12 protein-coding genes are annotated in these 16,311 nt (G+C 59.4%); 4 read left to right on the top strand and 8 right to left on the bottom strand.

Annotation, left to right across the window (positions count from 1 at the left end; all coding sequences use genetic code 11):
* Positions 1–11: 11 nt before the first annotated feature.
* From ARC39_RS15760 to ARC39_RS15745, 4 genes are all read right to left on the bottom strand, one after another.
* Positions 12–1,046 carry an ABC transporter permease gene (locus ARC39_RS15760; RefSeq protein WP_078059296.1) on the bottom strand — a complete coding sequence of 345 codons (1,035 nt, stop codon included), beginning with the start codon at positions 1,044–1,046 and terminating at the stop codon, positions 12–14.
* Between the two features lie 10 nt (positions 1,047–1,056).
* Entirely contained in the window at positions 1,057–1,944 is an 888-nt protein-coding gene (locus ARC39_RS15755) for an ABC transporter permease (RefSeq protein ID WP_201455761.1), read from the bottom strand.
* A 249-nt stretch (positions 1,945–2,193) separates the two neighbouring features.
* Positions 2,194–3,156 carry a substrate-binding domain-containing protein gene (locus ARC39_RS15750; protein WP_068115797.1) on the bottom strand — a complete coding sequence of 321 codons (963 nt, stop codon included), beginning with the start codon at positions 3,154–3,156 and terminating at the stop codon, positions 2,194–2,196.
* An 87-nt stretch (positions 3,157–3,243) separates the two neighbouring features.
* Positions 3,244–4,272 carry a sterol desaturase family protein gene (locus ARC39_RS15745; protein WP_068115796.1) on the bottom strand — a complete coding sequence of 343 codons (1,029 nt, stop codon included), beginning with the start codon at positions 4,270–4,272 and terminating at the stop codon, positions 3,244–3,246.
* A 607-nt stretch (positions 4,273–4,879) separates the two neighbouring features.
* Between ARC39_RS15745 and ARC39_RS26415 the strand changes: the two genes are divergently transcribed.
* Positions 4,880–5,299 (top strand): transposase, encoded by a 420-nt coding sequence (locus ARC39_RS26415; RefSeq protein WP_068115795.1) that lies wholly within the window; start codon positions 4,880–4,882, stop codon positions 5,297–5,299.
* Positions 5,300–5,754: 455 nt separating this feature from the next.
* Here ARC39_RS26415 and ARC39_RS15735 read toward each other — a convergent pair whose 3' ends face one another.
* The 3 genes from ARC39_RS15735 to ARC39_RS15725 are packed head-to-tail and all read right to left on the bottom strand — an operon-like array spanning position 5,755 to position 8,041.
* Positions 5,755–6,186, bottom strand: a complete 432-nt coding sequence (locus ARC39_RS15735; protein ID WP_068115794.1) for a GFA family protein — start codon at positions 6,184–6,186, stop codon at positions 5,755–5,757.
* Between the two features lie 26 nt (positions 6,187–6,212).
* Entirely contained in the window at positions 6,213–7,151 is a 939-nt protein-coding gene (locus tag ARC39_RS15730; RefSeq protein WP_068115793.1) for a carbon-nitrogen hydrolase family protein, read from the bottom strand.
* 32 nt (positions 7,152–7,183) lie between these two features.
* Positions 7,184–8,041, bottom strand: coding sequence for a class I SAM-dependent methyltransferase (locus tag ARC39_RS15725; RefSeq protein WP_068115792.1), 858 nt, complete (start codon positions 8,039–8,041; stop codon positions 7,184–7,186).
* Positions 8,042–8,142: 101 nt separating this feature from the next.
* Here ARC39_RS15725 and ARC39_RS15720 point away from each other — a divergent pair, with 101 nt between their 5' ends.
* The 3 genes from ARC39_RS15720 to ARC39_RS26570 all read left to right on the top strand — a co-directional run bounded on the left by ARC39_RS15720 (position 8,143) and on the right by ARC39_RS26570 (position 12,130).
* On the top strand, positions 8,143–11,124 hold the full coding sequence (locus ARC39_RS15720) for an ATP-binding protein (protein WP_068115791.1): 2,982 nt from the start codon (positions 8,143–8,145) through the stop codon (positions 11,122–11,124).
* Between the two features lie 23 nt (positions 11,125–11,147).
* Positions 11,148–11,396, top strand: a complete 249-nt coding sequence (locus tag ARC39_RS15715) for a DUF4242 domain-containing protein (protein WP_068115790.1) — start codon at positions 11,148–11,150, stop codon at positions 11,394–11,396.
* Positions 11,397–11,788: 392 nt separating this feature from the next.
* Positions 11,789–12,130, top strand: a complete 342-nt coding sequence (locus tag ARC39_RS26570; RefSeq protein WP_161470977.1) for a CIA30 family protein — start codon at positions 11,789–11,791, stop codon at positions 12,128–12,130.
* 470 nt (positions 12,131–12,600) lie between these two features.
* Here ARC39_RS26570 and ARC39_RS26410 read toward each other — a convergent pair whose 3' ends face one another.
* Entirely contained in the window at positions 12,601–16,167 is a 3,567-nt protein-coding gene (locus tag ARC39_RS26410; RefSeq protein WP_068115789.1) for an alpha-L-fucosidase, read from the bottom strand.
* Positions 16,168–16,311: the final 144 nt, after the last annotated feature.

The raw sequence follows: 16,311 nt of genomic DNA, 5'->3' as shown, positions 1-16,311 counted from the left end.
TGGTTTGGCCCTCAGTTGTTCTTTGCAACTGCCACAACGCTATCGCCCGCATTCTCTTTCTTCCCCAATACAGCGGTCAACGCGAGCTTGCGGAAACTTTCGTTCATGGCGACGGCAGTGAGGAGCATCACTCCGATGATAAGATTCGACCAGTTTCGGTCGATAGTAGTGAAATCGATTCCCTTGATGACGATCGCGAACGTGAGCGTTCCGACAAACACACCGGGCACCGACCCAAATCCTCCGGTCAGAAGTACACCACCCACGACAACGCTGACAATTATGTTGAAGATATCGTTCATGCCACCCGAGACCTGCGCGGAGTTGAACAGGATCGCGTGGCACATACCGACGAACGAGGCAGAGGTTGCAGTGAGGACAAAGAGTACAATGGTCATACGGTTTACCGGAATACCTGCATTGCGCGCGCTTTCCTTGTCGCCACCCATAGCAAAGATCCAGTTTCCGTATCTGGTTTGGTGCAGTACGAACCAGAATACCACTGCGAAGATTACCCACCAGACGATGATGACCTGATGACTGCCACCGAACATTAGCTGACCAAAAATGGTCTTGGCCCAGCCCGGCGCAGTCAGAGGTACAGACGCGCTGCCAGTCAGAAGTTTAGATCCCGCTAGAACAACGCCCTGCATCGCAACCAGCGTCGCAAGCGTGATGATCAACGTCGGCACAGTTGTTCGCACGGCAAGAATGCCGTTGATCAGCCCGACCATCACGCCGATTCCGATAGCTCCCAAGATACCGAAGATCATTGGAAACTCGTAGTAGCCCGTGATAATCGCAGCCGACATGGCACCTGCTGGGATCATCGCGCCAATCGAGATATCGATCTCTCCCGAAACCATAAGAAGACCGACTGGGATCGCGACGATGCCAATGCGGGCGGCGTAATTAACCCAGCTTGCGGCATTGAGAAGCTTGCCGAGATCGACGCCGCCGAAGATTACATAGAAGGCCAACACACCGACCAGGCTGAGAATTGAGGCCGCAGCCGGGCGTCGGAGTAATGCAGACATCATCTCCATTCGCGCGTCCTCATGATTTCTTCGCCGCTGCTCGCAAGGCCAGCGTTCGGAACGTGTCGTTAGAAAGCACGGCCGCCAAGAGAAGCGCGCCGACGATGATCGACCCGATATTGGGGTCTAGTGCGGCAAAGAAGACGCCTTGGTTGACGACAGCGAAAGTCATGGTGCCGAGGAGGATCCCGATGATTGACCCTGCACCGCCGGTAAGAAGTACACCGCCAATAACCACACACATAATCGAGTTGAAGATAAAAGACTGTCCACCAGCGACCTGCGCCTGCTGGTAGGTCATGACCTGCGTGACGCCAACGAATGCCGCGCAAAACCCGGATGCCATGAACAGACCGATCGTCACCTGACCGGTCGGAATGCCGGCATTTCGCGCGCTCTCGCGATCGCCGCCGATGGCGAATATCCAATTCCCGATGGGCGAAATATGAAGCACGTAGAAGAACGCCGCCACAATTCCCAGCCACCAGAGGATGGAAACGCTGAACATGCCGTTGATGAACTGCCCGAGAAGGGCTTTTGTTAACGGGTCCGGAACGTAGGAGACACTGGTCGAACCCCGGATCAAAACTGCGAACCCCAGCGTAAGGCCCATGACCGCAAACATCACCCCGATGGTAACGATCAGGGAGGGGATGGTGGTGCGCGTAACCAGAAGGCCGTTAACGAGCCCTATAATTAACCCAACGCAAAGGCCGCCCGTGATGGCGACAAGGGCCGGAAGATCGTAGTGGCCCGCGAGCATGGCCGTCATCATAGACGCCGCCGGAACGACGGAACCCACCGAAATGTCGAATTCGCCCGAGATCATTAAAAGCCCGACGGGCAATGCAATGATCCCTACCTCGGCCGCGATGTTGAGCCAACTCGACCATCCGGGTGCGCCCATGAACACCGGACCTCCGAGAACGGCGAAGAAAGCGAAGACCACAACGAACCCAATGAGCGATCCGGTCTCGGGACGCCGAGCGATGCGCCCTAGCGAGAGTCCTTGTGCAACGGTTTGTATTTGCGACGACACCTGTCTGTTTCTCCGGTTGCGCCGATTGCCTGTTGGCTCGCGCGAGGGCTTTGGTTCTTTGGTTTGCGAGCCACTGTGGTGTTGGTGTTTCCAAGCGGCCCGCACTTTCGATGGCACCTAGCGCGCGCCTGCCTCGACTCCTGCAATTACCAGGTCGACATTGCTTGCGTCGACCACACCCGGTCCAGTGAGGATTTCACGGGTCGGGATCGTTGTGCCGTACATCACGTGGTTGTTTAGGATAGAGACGGCGAAGAAGCCCTGCTGGTATCCCTGCTGGTCGATGGCACAGGCCTGCGTACCGCTCTGGATATTGGCCAGGATTGAGTCATTGAAGTTCATGCCGCAGACGTGAACCGATCCCGTCTTGCCCGCCTGTTGGATACCGCTGATCGTCGCGTTGGTGTCTTGGTCGCCAATGGCGAACATCGCATTGATGTCCGGGTTCTGCAGAAGATGCGCGCGTACGGCCTGAGCGACTGCCGTCGAGTCGCCGAAAGCGGTCGCGGGCAGTTGCAGAACCGAACCGGTGCCGCTGTTGTCGGACATCCCATCGTTGAAACCGTTGCAGAAGGCCTCGATGTTGGCCGCGCCCGGAAGAGTATTTACGCAGGCTCCGTTCGTGTGGCCCGCCTTGGCGAGGTATTCGCCACCCGCGTAGCCCGACTTGTAGTCAACCGCACCGACATAATTCATCGCGCCGAGGCGATCCGCCGCCTCGATGCCACCGGCGTTGTATATCACGAGCGGGATACCGGCATCGACTACGGCCTGGAATGCCGGGTCCATGGCTTCGGGTACCCAGTTCGGGCCGACGATGGCGTCTGCGCCCTGGTCGATGGCTTGACGGATCAATTCGGCAGCATCCGGGCCAAGATTGTCGTAGTTCTGCGGGCCGAGCCAGGTGACTGAGCCGCCCTGGGCCTCCGCAACGCGGCCTGCATCCTCGGCACCTTTCTTGACGCGGGACCAGAACGGGTCGTCCGGTTTGCCCCCAACGACAAAGATATCCGCCGCCATCGATGTTGTGCCCACTACGGCTGCGGTCGCGGCCGCAACAAGGATGTTGCTTAGTTTCATTTTGGTCTCCTCCCTTAAGTGCCGACGCTGCGGCGATTGCTCTTATTGTCATGGGCGTGGCTTGCCTTCGCCCACACGCCCCTAACCTTATTTTGCCGGTTTCGCTGACGCCTGATTGGCCTTCACACGCTCTTTCTTCTTTCGGAACCGAGCCTTCATCTTCTCGTCGGCTTCCTGCGAGCCGTCATGCCAATAGCCGAACCATTTATCGAGCGGCACGAGGCCGTCTGCGCCGTAGTTCACTTCGAAGTACTTGTGGTGCAGGTAATGCGCGTAGGCGTGGCTATCGAGCGGTGTTTCCTCTGTGAGTTCGAGCTTGTCGAAACCGATATGCCCATTGAGTGCGCCGTAGCCGAGGACATGGCTGTTAAACATCATCACTATAGGGTTCGACGGGATGATCAGATGCCAGACAACCTCTCCGAAATAGAGTGCGTGCTCCACCGGGTGCATGCTGAGCGACGACCAGGGCGAAGGGTTGATTGAGTTGTGGTGAACCGAGTGGATCCACTTGTAAAGTGCCGGCGTATGGATCAGCCGGTGGATGCCAAAGAAATGAATCTCGTGGATCGCCGGGACGAGCAGCGTCAGCAAGGTAAGCCAGAGCCAGTTCTCCTGCCAATTGACCCAGCCGAAGACATGAATGCCGTTCGCGAAGCACCAGAGCATGACGACTTCGACCGCCGTCCAGATCGGAATGCCGATGAAGAAGCTTCGCAAAAAGTTATCGAGGTTCTGACTCTTGAACCAGAACACGTCAGACGGGTTCTCGGAGGGGAACTTGGCGTTGTACTTAAAGCGCGTCCTCTGCTTCCGCTTCACGTAGTAGAAGAACTCGATGGCGCCATACAAAAGGAAAATGCCGACGGCATTCACAGCTAAGAGGTAAAGCGCCCAGGACCACGATATGGTTTTCATGGTCTCGATGTCGGGGAGGACAAAGACCCAATACAGTAGGGCAGTCGCCATGTGTAGGGCGTTCCAGGGCCAGATGAACTCCTTCAGGAATTGACCCATCTTGTTCCAATTGCCCGTCCAGAAGGGCGCAACTTCGAGGGTTGTGTTCGGCGCCCAGTTTCCGCGCTTGTCGCGGGTCCCGTATTCCAGATCATCCATGCGTTTCCCTCCCAGTGTGGCGCCGGAGTTTCTTGGCTTCATTGCGCGCTACACTCATTTTTCTTGACAGGTTGACCCGTACCAAATCAAGAAATGATGAAATTAAATGCCATAAAAGTATCAAAAAATACCATCCCGCGCCAAAAATGAGATGAAATGAAACGACTGCGCCAATGAAACGCCCGAAAATCTCAGAACTTGTAGAAACTGCCGACTTTCAGTCTCGCCGGTGAATCGGTTCTTGAGCTAACCAGAATCGGTCCGTCCGCCAACGCAAGCGCGTGTAGCAGTTGCTGCTGAAGGGCCATGTCAGGAGAACTTGGCTTGCGACAGGGCAAGGTGCGGACAGGCGATCCTCGTTCTGCACCGGTCGCGAGTCCTGCTGAAGCGTCAGAGATCGATGATCCTCAATGCAATCCGGGCACATCTGGCGGAGTTTGGGATGATCACCGCGTAGGGACCACGGAAGGTCATCGAGCTCGTTCGGCGACTGAGCGATCCCGATGACGGGCTGGGCCTGCCAGCTCTCGCCCGGTCGGCACTTCTGCCCCTGGCCGCGCAGCTTGAGACCCTGGTCGAAGAGATCGGCAAGATTTAACGGAAGCTGGTGGAGTGGCATCGGCAGTGCGCTACGAGCCAGCGGCTCGAGACGGTCCCGGGCGTAGGCATCATTACCGCCATTGCGATTGCGGCCACCGTGCCGGTCCCATCCGTACTCAAATCGGGTCGGCAGTTTGCGGCCTGGCTCAAGCTCTTCTTGCGACAGAACTCTTCAGGCGGCAAGGAGCGGCTGGGGCGAGTCTCGAAGATGGGCGACGGCTATCTACGCAGATTGCTGGTCGTCGGCGCCACCTCGGTGACACGGCGCGCCGGAACGAAAGACACGCGGAGCGGTGCCTGGGTCAGATCACTTCTCGAACGCAAACCGACACGGCTCGTGACCGTGGCGGTGGCCAACAAGACCGCCCGAACAGCCTGGGCGCTGCTCGTGAAGGGAGAGAGCTACAGGACCGCACCTGCCATCTGAACGAGGGAGAAAAGCGGCGCCCAGCGGTGTCGCGACGAGATGCAAGTGCAGAAGAGAGTGATGATGCTCGACGGGACCGCTGCCGGAACACCCCGAGGTGCTGCCAGGGCGTCACAGCTCGATAGTCTGATAGGGACCCGGCAAGCGGACTTAATCAGGGCCAGCGGTCACATGCGCTGCGCACACAGGCCGGACAAATGACCGCAACCTGCTTCGATCCACGTCATTCAAAAAAAATCCCTTGCAAAACCGGAGCCGTCCACAAATGACAGCACCCCTTGGAGGCTATCACCGCCGGTGAAGCAGTCGGCACATTCAATTAGCGGAAGTTCGCCGCGCTCTGAACGAATGTCCGGTGTTGTTCGAAACACCAGATGGTTTCGGGCGACCTACGGATCAACCGTGGCCGCCCATTAGATGGTCGGGACTTCTTGCCTTTTCCCGCAACCGGCGTCCTATTCGGGGAGTTGCTGATCGGATCCTCCGAAGTCACCGGGAAGATCCGCGAATTTCGGCAATCCGTCGGGGATGCGCAGTACTTTCTCGCCATAGTGGACGTGCAGTCCCGGCTCGAATGCGAGCTCGGGCAGCATGGCCGAATAGATGTCCACCAGCCCCATGCCGGGATGATCGGTCATCAGGTGGCCGCCGCATTTGGTGCAGAACTTCCGGTGGCTGTTCTCCGTCTTGTGATATTGGCCCACATGCTCGGCGCCCTCAGTGATTGTCAGGTTTTCGGGGTTCCACAGTGTGAACCCGTTGACCGGGGAAGCGGACCAGCTGCGGCAGCTTTCGCAGTGGCAATATCCCATACCTTCCGGTGTTCCGCAGACCTCGATTTTCACTGAGCCGCAGAAGCATTGCCCCTTGTAGGTTGAACCAGTCATGTCATGTCTCCTTCCTTGCCAGAGGGTTATCCGGTGAACGACACCGGCTGCATGGGCGCACGGTTGACCGAAAGGTTGAAGATATCCGGCCGCCCATAATGTCCGGCCACATCAAGCGACCGGCGTGCCGAGGCGGCCCTGGAGGCGTCGATCTCGGCATAGAGAACTTCCTGTCTACGGTGGAGCGGTCCTGCCACCGGGCCGCCAAAGGGCTCCATGACCACCGCGTCGCCATCGCAGACCCAGCCGTCCTCGCCGAACAGCTCTTCGCGGTTCGGGAAATCTGCAGGGATATCGCGTTCGTTGAGGGCCGTGGCCAGCGACACCACCCAGCAACCGCCCTCACGTGCGATGTGGCGCATCGAGGCAAGCCAGGCCTCGCCACAATCCCATGTCGGGGCGACGAGTATGTCGAGGTTCTGCGCGTAGAGCGCGAAGCGCGAGAGCGGCATGTAGTTTTCCCAGCACAGCAGCGTGCCGATGCGTCCCACGGGCGTCTCGATCACCCGCAGCCCGCTGGCATCACCATGGCCCCAGACCATGCGCTCCGGGTTGGTCGCCAGCAGTTTGCGGTGCCGGTTCAGCAGGGTTCCATCCGGCCCGATGACGACAACCGTGTTGTAAAGCGTGCTGCCACTGAATTGGCCATCGACCTCGCTCATGCCCATGACGACGGTGATGTTGTGTTTCGCAGCAGCCTCGCAGAGCGGGGCCAGATCGCCTTTGCCGATGTCGACGGCATTCTCGCGCAGGCGCCGGTGGATGGTGCCCGAAAGCCCCATGTCCCCACCGGGGCGCAGGCGCCAGATCCAGGTGGGGTAGCCGGGCAGGAAGGCCTCGGGAAAAACGGCAAGCTCGGCACCGTTCGCTGCGGCTTCTTCGATGCTGGCAACAGCGCGTTCCATCGACCTTTCCAGCTTCAGCAGGACGGGCGGGCTCTGGATAACGGCAATCTTGTTCGGCATTTTGCTTCTCCTGATTTGGGTGGTCCGATGGGTCATTTCTGACCGGCGACGACGATCAACTCGCAGGGGCCCGAGAAACCGATCCCGTTTTCAAAGCTCTGCAGCGCGCTTTCGATCATGTCCCAGACGCGGGATTGCTCCTGCTTTTCCAGCCCCTTCAGCATCTCGTGCAGGGCGCCGAAACTCTCGCGTTCGAAGCGAACACATTCGGATGCACTTGGAAGGTCCAGGGGGGCCGCAATCGTCCGCTCGCGGATGTTGCGGAACCCGGCCTGGGCCAGGCAGTCGGCCAGCACGCCGGGCTGGCCAAGGCTGAACGGGCCGGGTTGCCCCTTGGCAGGGGGTGGCAGTTGCGCGGCCTTGCGGATGATGTTGACCGGGATCGAGAAAAACCCATTCTTCTCCGGCGTCGAATAGACAATCGCCGCAAACCAGCCGCGCGGCTTCAGTGCCCTGCGGATACCGGCGAGCGCCTTCATCTGGTCAGGGAAATAGATCAATCCGACGCGCGAGACTACGGCGTCGAAACGCTCCGGGGACGTTGTCAGTTCTTCGCCGTCCATCACTTGGAAATCGATCTGACCGTAGCCGTTGGCACGGGCATTGGCCGCGGCGTGGTCGAGGATGTTCGAGGAGATGTCAGTGGCCAGAACGTACCCATCCGCGCCCACCCTGTCGGCAACCTGCATGGATTGATCGCCGGCGCCCGCGGCCACGTCGAGAACGCTGGCACCTTCGCGGATCTCGGCACTGTCGATCATGATCTCGGTCGCGGGGCCAAGCCACGTGCGAAGGGTTCCGCCCCACGCGCTCCAGGCCTTGGCGGCGTTCTGCCACTGGCGGGTCGTGGCGCGTTTGTAGGCCACCGGATCGAATTCCATAGCGGTCATTGGCTGTCTCCCTGTGCGGGCCCTGTGCCCGAAGATTTCGCTGTTGACGCAACGACATTCTCAACGGATCGTTTGAACCAGCGTTTGAAAGGACGGGAAATTTGCCGGTCGCGAAAGAAAAGGTTCAAACGGTTGTGCTTCGGGCAGAGTTGTTTGGTCACTTGCGCGTCTCAGAAAACGGCCAGGACATCGCGCTTCCCGCATCGAAAAAAACCCGCGGTCTGCTGGGCTATCTGCTTGCCAGCGAGCGGCCGCGAACGCGCAGCGAGTTGTGCGACCTGCTCTGGGAGGATGCAGAAGATCCACGCGCCGCGTTACGCTGGAGCCTCAGCAAGCTGCGCACGACGCTCGGCCCGGACCGGTTGGTCGCGGATCGCAACACCGTGGAACTGCACCGAAATGCGTTGGAGACCGACCTCGCGACGGTCGAAGCGGTATCAAATCAGTTCGACGGCGCTCCCACAGAAGAGTTGATGCGAACCCATGCGCTGTTTCGGGGCGAGTTCCTGAACGGGCTGGACCTGTCGGAATGCTACAGTTTCCACGAATGGTGCCAGGCCGAGCGATCCCGATTGGGACGGCTCCACGAACAACTCCTGACAACACTCCTGTCCCGAACCCGGCGCGATCCGAAACAGGCGCTGGAATTCGCGCACAAGCTGGTCGGTTTGAACCCCTTTGACGAGGCGGCCCATATCCGGGTGATCGATCTGCAATTTGCGCTCGGGCGCACCGCGGATGCCTTCGCGCAGGCCACGCAATGCCGCAAGATCTTTTGCACGGAGTTGGGAATCGAACCGTCTCCGGCGTTGGAACGGGCGTGCCGGGAGCCGGTCGAGATTGCACCCGCGGCGTTCGCGGATCGGGAGGTCGGTGCTTTGCCGTCGGAGCGAACCGCTCCGGCCGGATTCGTCGGACGGCAGGAAGAACTGTCACTCATCCGAGAGGCTCTGGACCGGGGGCCTGCGGAGATCGTTCTGATCATGGGCGCGCCGGGGATCGGCAAGTCGGCCCTTCTGTCAGAAGTCGGGCGGCATTTCGGAGACCTGCGCCTCTCCGCTCGGGCGGTGGAGGCCGAACGTTTGCGTCCGCTTGGAATCTGGCGCGACGCGCTGCGCTCGTTGTCGGTCGATGGCCTCGAAGCGGGCCTGAGAGGCGCGTTGCGAGATCTGCTCGACGACCGCGTCGGAGAATCCGCCTCCCGGTCCGAGGCGCAGCATTTCGAGCCCTTCCGGGCGTTCCTGTCCGCGCTCGCCAAAACCGGTCCGGTTTTGATAGCTCTGGATGATCTGCAATGGATGGAACCTTCCTCCTGCGCCCTTCTGAGCTACCTCATCCGAAACCTGGAAACCGCGTCTGTCCGGTTCTGCCTGGCCGCCAGAGCAGGGGAGATTGACGATAACGAGGCCGTGCAGTCGCTCTTGTCGGGCCTCGGGGACCGACTTCGACGGTTGTCCCTGACCGGGCTTGCAATGGACGACGCCCTTACGCTTGCACATACCCTGCAACCGGAGGGCGACGTTGCGGAGAGCGTGCGAATAGCGCAGGGAAACCCGCTATATCTAAGGGTCCTGTCGCGGCGAGACGCGGCTTTGGAGACATCGGCGTCACTGGATGATGCCTTGACCAACCGTATCGAACGCCTGTCGCAACCAACCATCAACCTGGCCTCATGGGCATCTGTCTTCGGGCGCAGCATCCCCATGGACAAGGTGGTTGAGGCGTCGGGCAGCGAGGTCTCGGCAGCGCTCGATCAGGTCGAGGAACTGGAGCGCCACGAGATCATGCGGTCGCTCCACGGCGGTGCGTGCGAGTTCACCCACGATCTCATTCGCGACGCAACCTATGAGCGCCTCTCCAATACAAGGCGCAGGCTCATGCATGGCCGGATCGCCGATCTGCTTGCCCGCGACATGGAGACGACCCCCGAACTGGGCGCGCAGGTCATGCATCACGCCGCCATGTCCGACCGTCACGAACTCGCCGCGCGTGCAGCCGTTCTGGCCGGCGACCACGCATTGCGCGCACTCGCCAATCCGGAAGCCGCCGAGATCGCTCGCAAAGGGCTCTTTCATGCAGAAAAGCTCGGCCCCGGCACGGCGCGGATATCGCTCCTGATCCGGCTCTATCGGTGTCTGGTGTTGGCGCTTTCCGGGTTTTCGACCAGGAAATTCCCCAAGCTGGTGGCAGATCTCGGGACGCAGGTATCGCTGGCCAGCCAGCATGCCATGGCGCCAGAGGTGGCAGAGGGCGAATACCTTCTGTCCGTCCTCCATCAGGAACTGGGCGATCTCCAGGCGGCAAGCCGGGCAACAGCGCGCGCGGCCACCGCCGCCAGCCGGATGCAGGCCCGAAAGCGGGTCCGGCAACTCGCCAACTCGGCTCGCTGCCTTCTCGAACTCGGACGGGACGTTCCGAGAGCCGAGGAGCTCTGCCTGGATGCCCAGGCATTTTCCGAGGAGGAAGGAATCTCCGATGTCGAGGTCTTCTGGAGCCAGGGGCTTCTCGCCTATTGGAAGGGCGATCTCGCCAGCGCCGCCGAGAGGCTCGACAGGGCCCTTGCACTCGCCCGGGAAAGCGAGGATCGCTGGCGGGAATGCAAATGCCTGACGTGGGCCGCGATGATCGCTTTGGAACGGGATCTTCCGGCGGCCGCGATTGCGTTTGCCAGCGATCTCCGGACTCTCGCCGGCAAGATAGGCGAAGGGTCGATGGCGCCGCTGGCGGAGACGATCCGGGCACTGGCGCGGGACGATTCAGATGCCCTGGACACGGCCTTGGCATCTTTGGAGCGCGCGGATGACAAATCCCACCTGGCCTATGCCTTGAACCTCGCAGCGGAGAAGGAAGCCAAGAAGGGGAATAGGTGCATCGCTGCCGAACTGGCGAAACGGGCCTATTCTTATGCCGACGCGATCGACAATGGCAACGAGCGGGCCCTTGCCCAGGCGCAGGTACAATTGCTCGGCGAAACGGTGGGCGACCCGGAAGCCCTTTTGGAATGGTCCAGGGATCCTTCGTCTCCGGCGTTCACGGCAAGGGTTCGGCAGGTAATGTCCCAGGCTGCCCGCCAATACGACTAACAACAAAATGGAAAGACTACGCCATGCCCAAGTTCATCGTTGAGCGCCATTTCGAGCCGCCACTCAGCCGGGAGGACCTTTCCGCAACCGAGGAGCGGATGGCGCCCTGTCTCGAACTGTACAATGTCCAGTGGATCCGGAGCTACTGGAGCGAGGACCGAAAGCGCATGATCTGCGAGTACGAAGCGCGGGATTCCGAGTCGGTCCGCAATGTCCAGCGTGAGGCAGGCGCGAAATTCGAGCGCGTATGGAGGGCCGACCTTCTGGAATAGGTAAGCAGATACAATTCCACTGCGCCGACCCCACCGTCCAGCGATGCGCTTCGCGTTGCCGATCCGGACGTGCAACTGAGGCCGCCCACGCGTCTGCATTGTGCCGGTCGCGACGATCGAAGGGTCCAAGGTGAAGGTCCGCAATGTCTGAGCGCCGGGTTTTGCCGCAAGCCATGTCACTGGCGGCTTTTCGAGGGCACGGGAAATCGACTTTTCTGTCCGCTGAGATGGACGTGACTCACTCCACCGAAGAGATCGATGGAGGGGGGGAGGGCCAGAAACTATTTGATCCATCCAAGGGACCGGCGGGGGAGGGTTCCTCTTATTGGAGCGGAATTTGAAACCAGAAAGCCCACTTGAATCGGCTTCGGAACCACCGCTTTGACGGGACAGTGGTATTCCCCAGCGAGGCGTCCATTACTCGCCAGATTGGCGAAGTGCTTGTCGAGCAGAAGGACGAACGGCAGGCCGCAATCCGGATCCACGTTTTCGGCAATGACCAGACCTACAACCTACACCTGAGAACGTTAGACCTTCAGCGCCCGTGGGAATCCTTCCGGCAGAGCTTTCGAGCGCCACCTACCTGGACGACGGTGCGTTTGCGGTTTTTCGGATTTATCCCCCCACCGGACGGAGCGGCCGCTGAGGCTCGAGATGTTTCGCAGGGTTGGGATCTTGGTAATCGGCCGGGCGTTCAAGGCCGACCTCTCGATTTCAGACATTCGTTTCAATGAGGGGTACGGAAACCAGCGAGCGCCGTCAGCCATAAGATTTGTATGGCCGGCGCCGGCAGTCGAAGATGCGGGAACTGCAGACATTTGGCAAGACGGATCACCTCGAAGTACTTGGAATCGACTGGGATGATATTGTCCTGCTTGACGCGGACAACGACGTCGCCCTGGCAACAATGATCAGTGACCACGGAGCCGATGAGATGGTTTTTTCATCCGGTATTGATGTCAGCAAGGGTATTGCCATCGTAGAAGGCCAGCAGCTGACCTCGCTGCACGTTATTGCCGAAAATTGTCCGGCCAGAACCATCGGCCCCGTGAACCTGAAACGTATTCTTCGCCTGATCGAACCCAAGTCGCAATTCCCGACTTACTTTCCTCCAAAGTGGATCTTTGCAAACCCACCTTGGCACACCGATACCACCGGGAGGCGGCTGCATCATCAACGCCACATGAGCCGAAGGCCAATCACTTCAGAACACGAGCATATCAGCATGCGCCATATCCTCGAAATAATCCAGGATTTCAATGCTCTGCTCTGGTATTGCGCCCGCCCTGTCCGGGCCGACATTCAGAAGCAGGGTTCCACCCCTGTCCTGCACCAATTCGGCAAAGTCGAATAGTTCGTCAGCGTCTTTCCAGGCATCGTCGTTGGCGCTGTATCCCCAGTTCTGGTTCATCGTCACGGTGGCCATCCAGTACGGCGCCAGAGGGTCAAGGGACTCAACAGGGCTCGGGTCGATCTCGACCTTTCCGGTATCCGTAACGGTAACCAGAAGGGCCTCCTTCTGCTCCAACGTGAAATGATCGCCGATCGGCGGTCCGGCGGCGTTGTGAGCCGTCGGATCCTCGATCAGTGCGCGGTTTCCCGGGTTCATATTGTTGTCATGCTCAAAGCGGTTGTTGACGACGACATCCGGGCTTTCGTCGCGAATGTGATCGTAGAGCGCATTCCCGAGTTCGTAGTTCCAGCCGAACCCATCGGCCCCGATATCCCACTGACCATCCATGAAAATATAGTCGGGATCGTAGAGAGCGATGAGTTCAGAAAGTTGCTGCTCCATGAAGCCGATGTACGCGTCCTGGTCCTTGGCGCCGACATAGTCTTCCGCGCGCTTGATTCCGGTCGCGTCGTAGGCTGGATTGTGCCAATCCCAGATCGAGTAGTAGATACCGAACTTCACTCCGTACTTGTCGGCAGCGGTCTTCAACTCTCCGAGCGGGTCGGGAGACTCACCCAACTGGTCGGCCCATAGGGTCGCGCTGATATCGTAGGCATATTCGCTCCCGCTGGTTGGGTCGGTGACCTTGGAGTCCCACAGGCAGAACCCGTCGTGGTGCTTCGACGTGATGACGAAGTACTCCATCCCAGCCTCACTCGCCTCGCGCATCCATGCGTCCGCATCGAACAGGGTCAACGGTTCGTCGGGGAGTCGCGGATTGTAGGCAGGATTCAACCCGAAGTACCGAGCTGACTCAGCATATTCACTTTCTTCCATCTGGGCATCGCGAAGTATCCACTCGCCCGACGGGTTGACCCCGTCGCCCTGGTAAATCTGTTCGCCCTTCCAGACACCCCCAAGCACTGAGTAGATGCCCCAGTGCACGAACATGCCGAGTTCCGCATCGGCGAACCAGTCCATACGGGACTCCGCTATAAGATCTTCTAGTGAAGCGCTTTTGACGTCCAGCAAGTGTACGACCGTCCGACCGGTCGACGTCGTCAGTTCGGTGTCAAGGTCGCCGTCTCCGTCAACGTCGCGCTCCAGGATCTTACTGAACTCCAACGGCCCCTTTTCAACGATCCCGTCCGCTCCAACCTGGAAGTCCGCAATCGTGTTCGTGCTGACTTTCCCGGCGTCTTCGTGTTTCAATGCGAACTCAAACAGGTCGGACCCGGCGCCGCCAACCAACCAATCATCTCCCGCTCCGCCGCGGAGTGTGTCGTTACCGTTGCCTCCATCCAGAAAGTCGTTGCCCCGCTTTCCGTCCAATAGGTCATTTCCATCCTCGCCGATGAGAACATCGTCTCCGGCGTCACCGTCGAGAATATCGTGACCCCACTGGCCGTTGAGCCAATCATCACCATCGCCACCTGAGATATAGTCCGATCCCAGGCCTCCGTAGACGGTGTCGTTGCCGTCCTCGCCGAGGACCAGATCCGCTCCCTGATTTCCGTAGATGGTGTCGTGGCCCCATTGCCCGTTGAGCCAGTCATTGCCCTTGCCGCCAGTTACGTAGTCTGCCTCGGCACCGCCGAAAACGGCGTCATCGCCATCCTCGCCTATGATCACGTCCTTTCCTTTGTTTCCGTAAATGGTGTCGTTGCCCCATTGGCCGTTGAGCCAGTCATCGTCGGCACCACCGTTGACAAAATCATTGTCAACACCGCCAAACACAGTGTCCGCGCCGGTGCCTCCATCGATTGTGTCGGCGCCGCCGTTTCCGTAAAGGGTGTCGGCGCCCCCACCTCCATGTAGTTCGTCCTTGCCGGAACCACCGCGGAGAAGGTCGCTGCCATCGCCACCGTCCAGATAGTCGTTATCCTGCTTGCCGTCCAAGGTGTCGTTTCCGCTCTCGCCGATGATCACATCGTTCCCGGCGTCGCCGTCCAGAACATCGTCGTCCCACTGGCCATTGAGCCAATCGTCACCGTCGCCACCGGAAGCATAGTCGGATCCAGCACCCGCAAAGACAGTATCCTTGCCGCTCTCGCCGATGATTACGTCGTTCCCGCGATCTCCGTAGAGCGTGTCATTGCCCCATTGACCGTTGAGCCAATCGTCCTCCGAACCGCCCTTGACGGTATCGTCGTCTGCACCGGCAAATACGGTGTCAGCCCCAGCATCACCCTTAATTACGTCGGAACCGCGGTTTCCGTAGAGCGTATCCTTGCCGTCATTGCCATTGATGACGTCGTTGTGGTTCCCGCCCTCGATCCAATCGGCCCCGGCACCGCCGCGAAGTGTGTCCGTGCCATCACCGCCGAGAATAACATCTGCGCCGGCACCACCGTCGATTTTGTCCGCGCCGCCAAGGCCCTTCAAGATTTCCGAGACATCTGCTCCGCGTATCAGGTCTTCGCCCCGCACATCGCTAATTACCAGCGGACCAGAGGCCGACACTACATAGGCGCCCGCGGCGAGACGCGAAAAGCGCGTGTCCTCCGAAAAGCTCGATGGCAGGCTGCCTTCGACATCTACCTTGTACGTTCCGGTTTCCAGTGCCCGGAAAGACGCCGTCGCAACGTTGTCCCAGTCATCGTTATCATCACTCGCGACCACGACGCCCGAGGGCGATCTGACGGTGATTTCAGGTACCCAGTCGCCGGCCGCAACTCCCACGGCCTTGGTGGGACCGGACTTCGGTGCATTCACCGTGAAATGATATGTCGCTCCCGCCTGGAGTTTGACCTGGAACGTGTCCACGTCACCTTCATAGTCTATCGACGATTTCGTTGACGTTGTCTGGCCACTATGCGGCTTCAACATTTTCCGCAAGGCGCTGACCTGACCGAATTCCAGGAGACCCTCCCAGCCGTCGGAATGGAGAACACCGGGAGCCTTTAGCGATTGCGTTTTATGCTTGTCATCCTCCGGCCCGGGCGCGACGTCGAGTTCGCGTATCTGGATGTTGAAGCGTCCCGGTCGCGGAATCTCATTGGCGACCCTTAAATAATATGTCCCGGTCTTCAGGTCGTTGTGGAAGAAGAGGGCCGCATTGTTCCCCGAACCGCTGTCCTTATCGGCAAGCAGCTTCGTACCGGTATCAAACAGATCTCCGCTGATTTTCCGTAGTTCGATCATTGGATCGGGAAGCCCCTTATAGGGCTTTTTGCCCTCCGTCCTAACGTCGATCTGGTAGGTCTTGCCCTCCTCAAGATCGACCTTGAACCACCCCTCGAGGTCGGTATTAGGCACGCCGGGAGTGAACGGGTCGGGCGGGACTGTATATACCGGAATCCTGAAATCCTTGCTGGAATTAGCGCCTATAACGATCGCGTTCGTAGGCCCCATAATGCTCGGAAGTTTCTCACCCATCGTTCTCTCCCCCCCCGGGAATCCCAGGTCCAACGGCAAAGAACGCTCCGGCCCACCGGCCATGTACGGCTATAGAAGATCGGCAATCCCAGTATCACCGATACACGGCCCTCTAGTATGGAGCCTCTTCACTGTGCATTGATA

This window comes from Tropicimonas marinistellae (assembly GCF_001509585.1).
In the GTDB taxonomy this organism is placed as follows: Bacteria; Pseudomonadota; Alphaproteobacteria; order Rhodobacterales; family Rhodobacteraceae; genus Tropicimonas; species Tropicimonas marinistellae.
This window is presented reverse-complemented; position numbering and strand designations above follow the sequence as displayed.

What these genes read in the sequence shown, in the direction of transcription:
- ARC39_RS15760 (WP_078059296.1), bottom strand. Translation starts at nt 1,046, where the DNA reads ATGGAGATGATGTCTGCATTACTCCGACGCCCGGCTGCGGCCTCAATT.
- ARC39_RS15755 (WP_201455761.1), bottom strand. Translation starts at nt 1,944, where the DNA reads ATGGGCGCACCCGGATGGTCGAGTTGGCTCAACATCGCGGCCGAGGTA.
- ARC39_RS15750 (WP_068115797.1), bottom strand. Translation starts at nt 3,156, where the DNA reads ATGAAACTAAGCAACATCCTTGTTGCGGCCGCGACCGCAGCCGTAGTG.
- ARC39_RS15745 (WP_068115796.1), bottom strand. Translation starts at nt 4,272, where the DNA reads ATGGATGATCTGGAATACGGGACCCGCGACAAGCGCGGAAACTGGGCG.
- ARC39_RS15735 (WP_068115794.1), bottom strand. Translation starts at nt 6,186, where the DNA reads ATGACTGGTTCAACCTACAAGGGGCAATGCTTCTGCGGCTCAGTGAAA.
- ARC39_RS15730 (WP_068115793.1), bottom strand. Translation starts at nt 7,151, where the DNA reads ATGCCGAACAAGATTGCCGTTATCCAGAGCCCGCCCGTCCTGCTGAAG.
- ARC39_RS15725 (WP_068115792.1), bottom strand. Translation starts at nt 8,041, where the DNA reads ATGACCGCTATGGAATTCGATCCGGTGGCCTACAAACGCGCCACGACC.
- ARC39_RS15715 (WP_068115790.1), top strand. Translation starts at nt 11,148, where the DNA reads ATGCCCAAGTTCATCGTTGAGCGCCATTTCGAGCCGCCACTCAGCCGG.
- ARC39_RS26410 (WP_068115789.1), bottom strand. Translation starts at nt 16,167, where the DNA reads ATGGGTGAGAAACTTCCGAGCATTATGGGGCCTACGAACGCGATCGTT.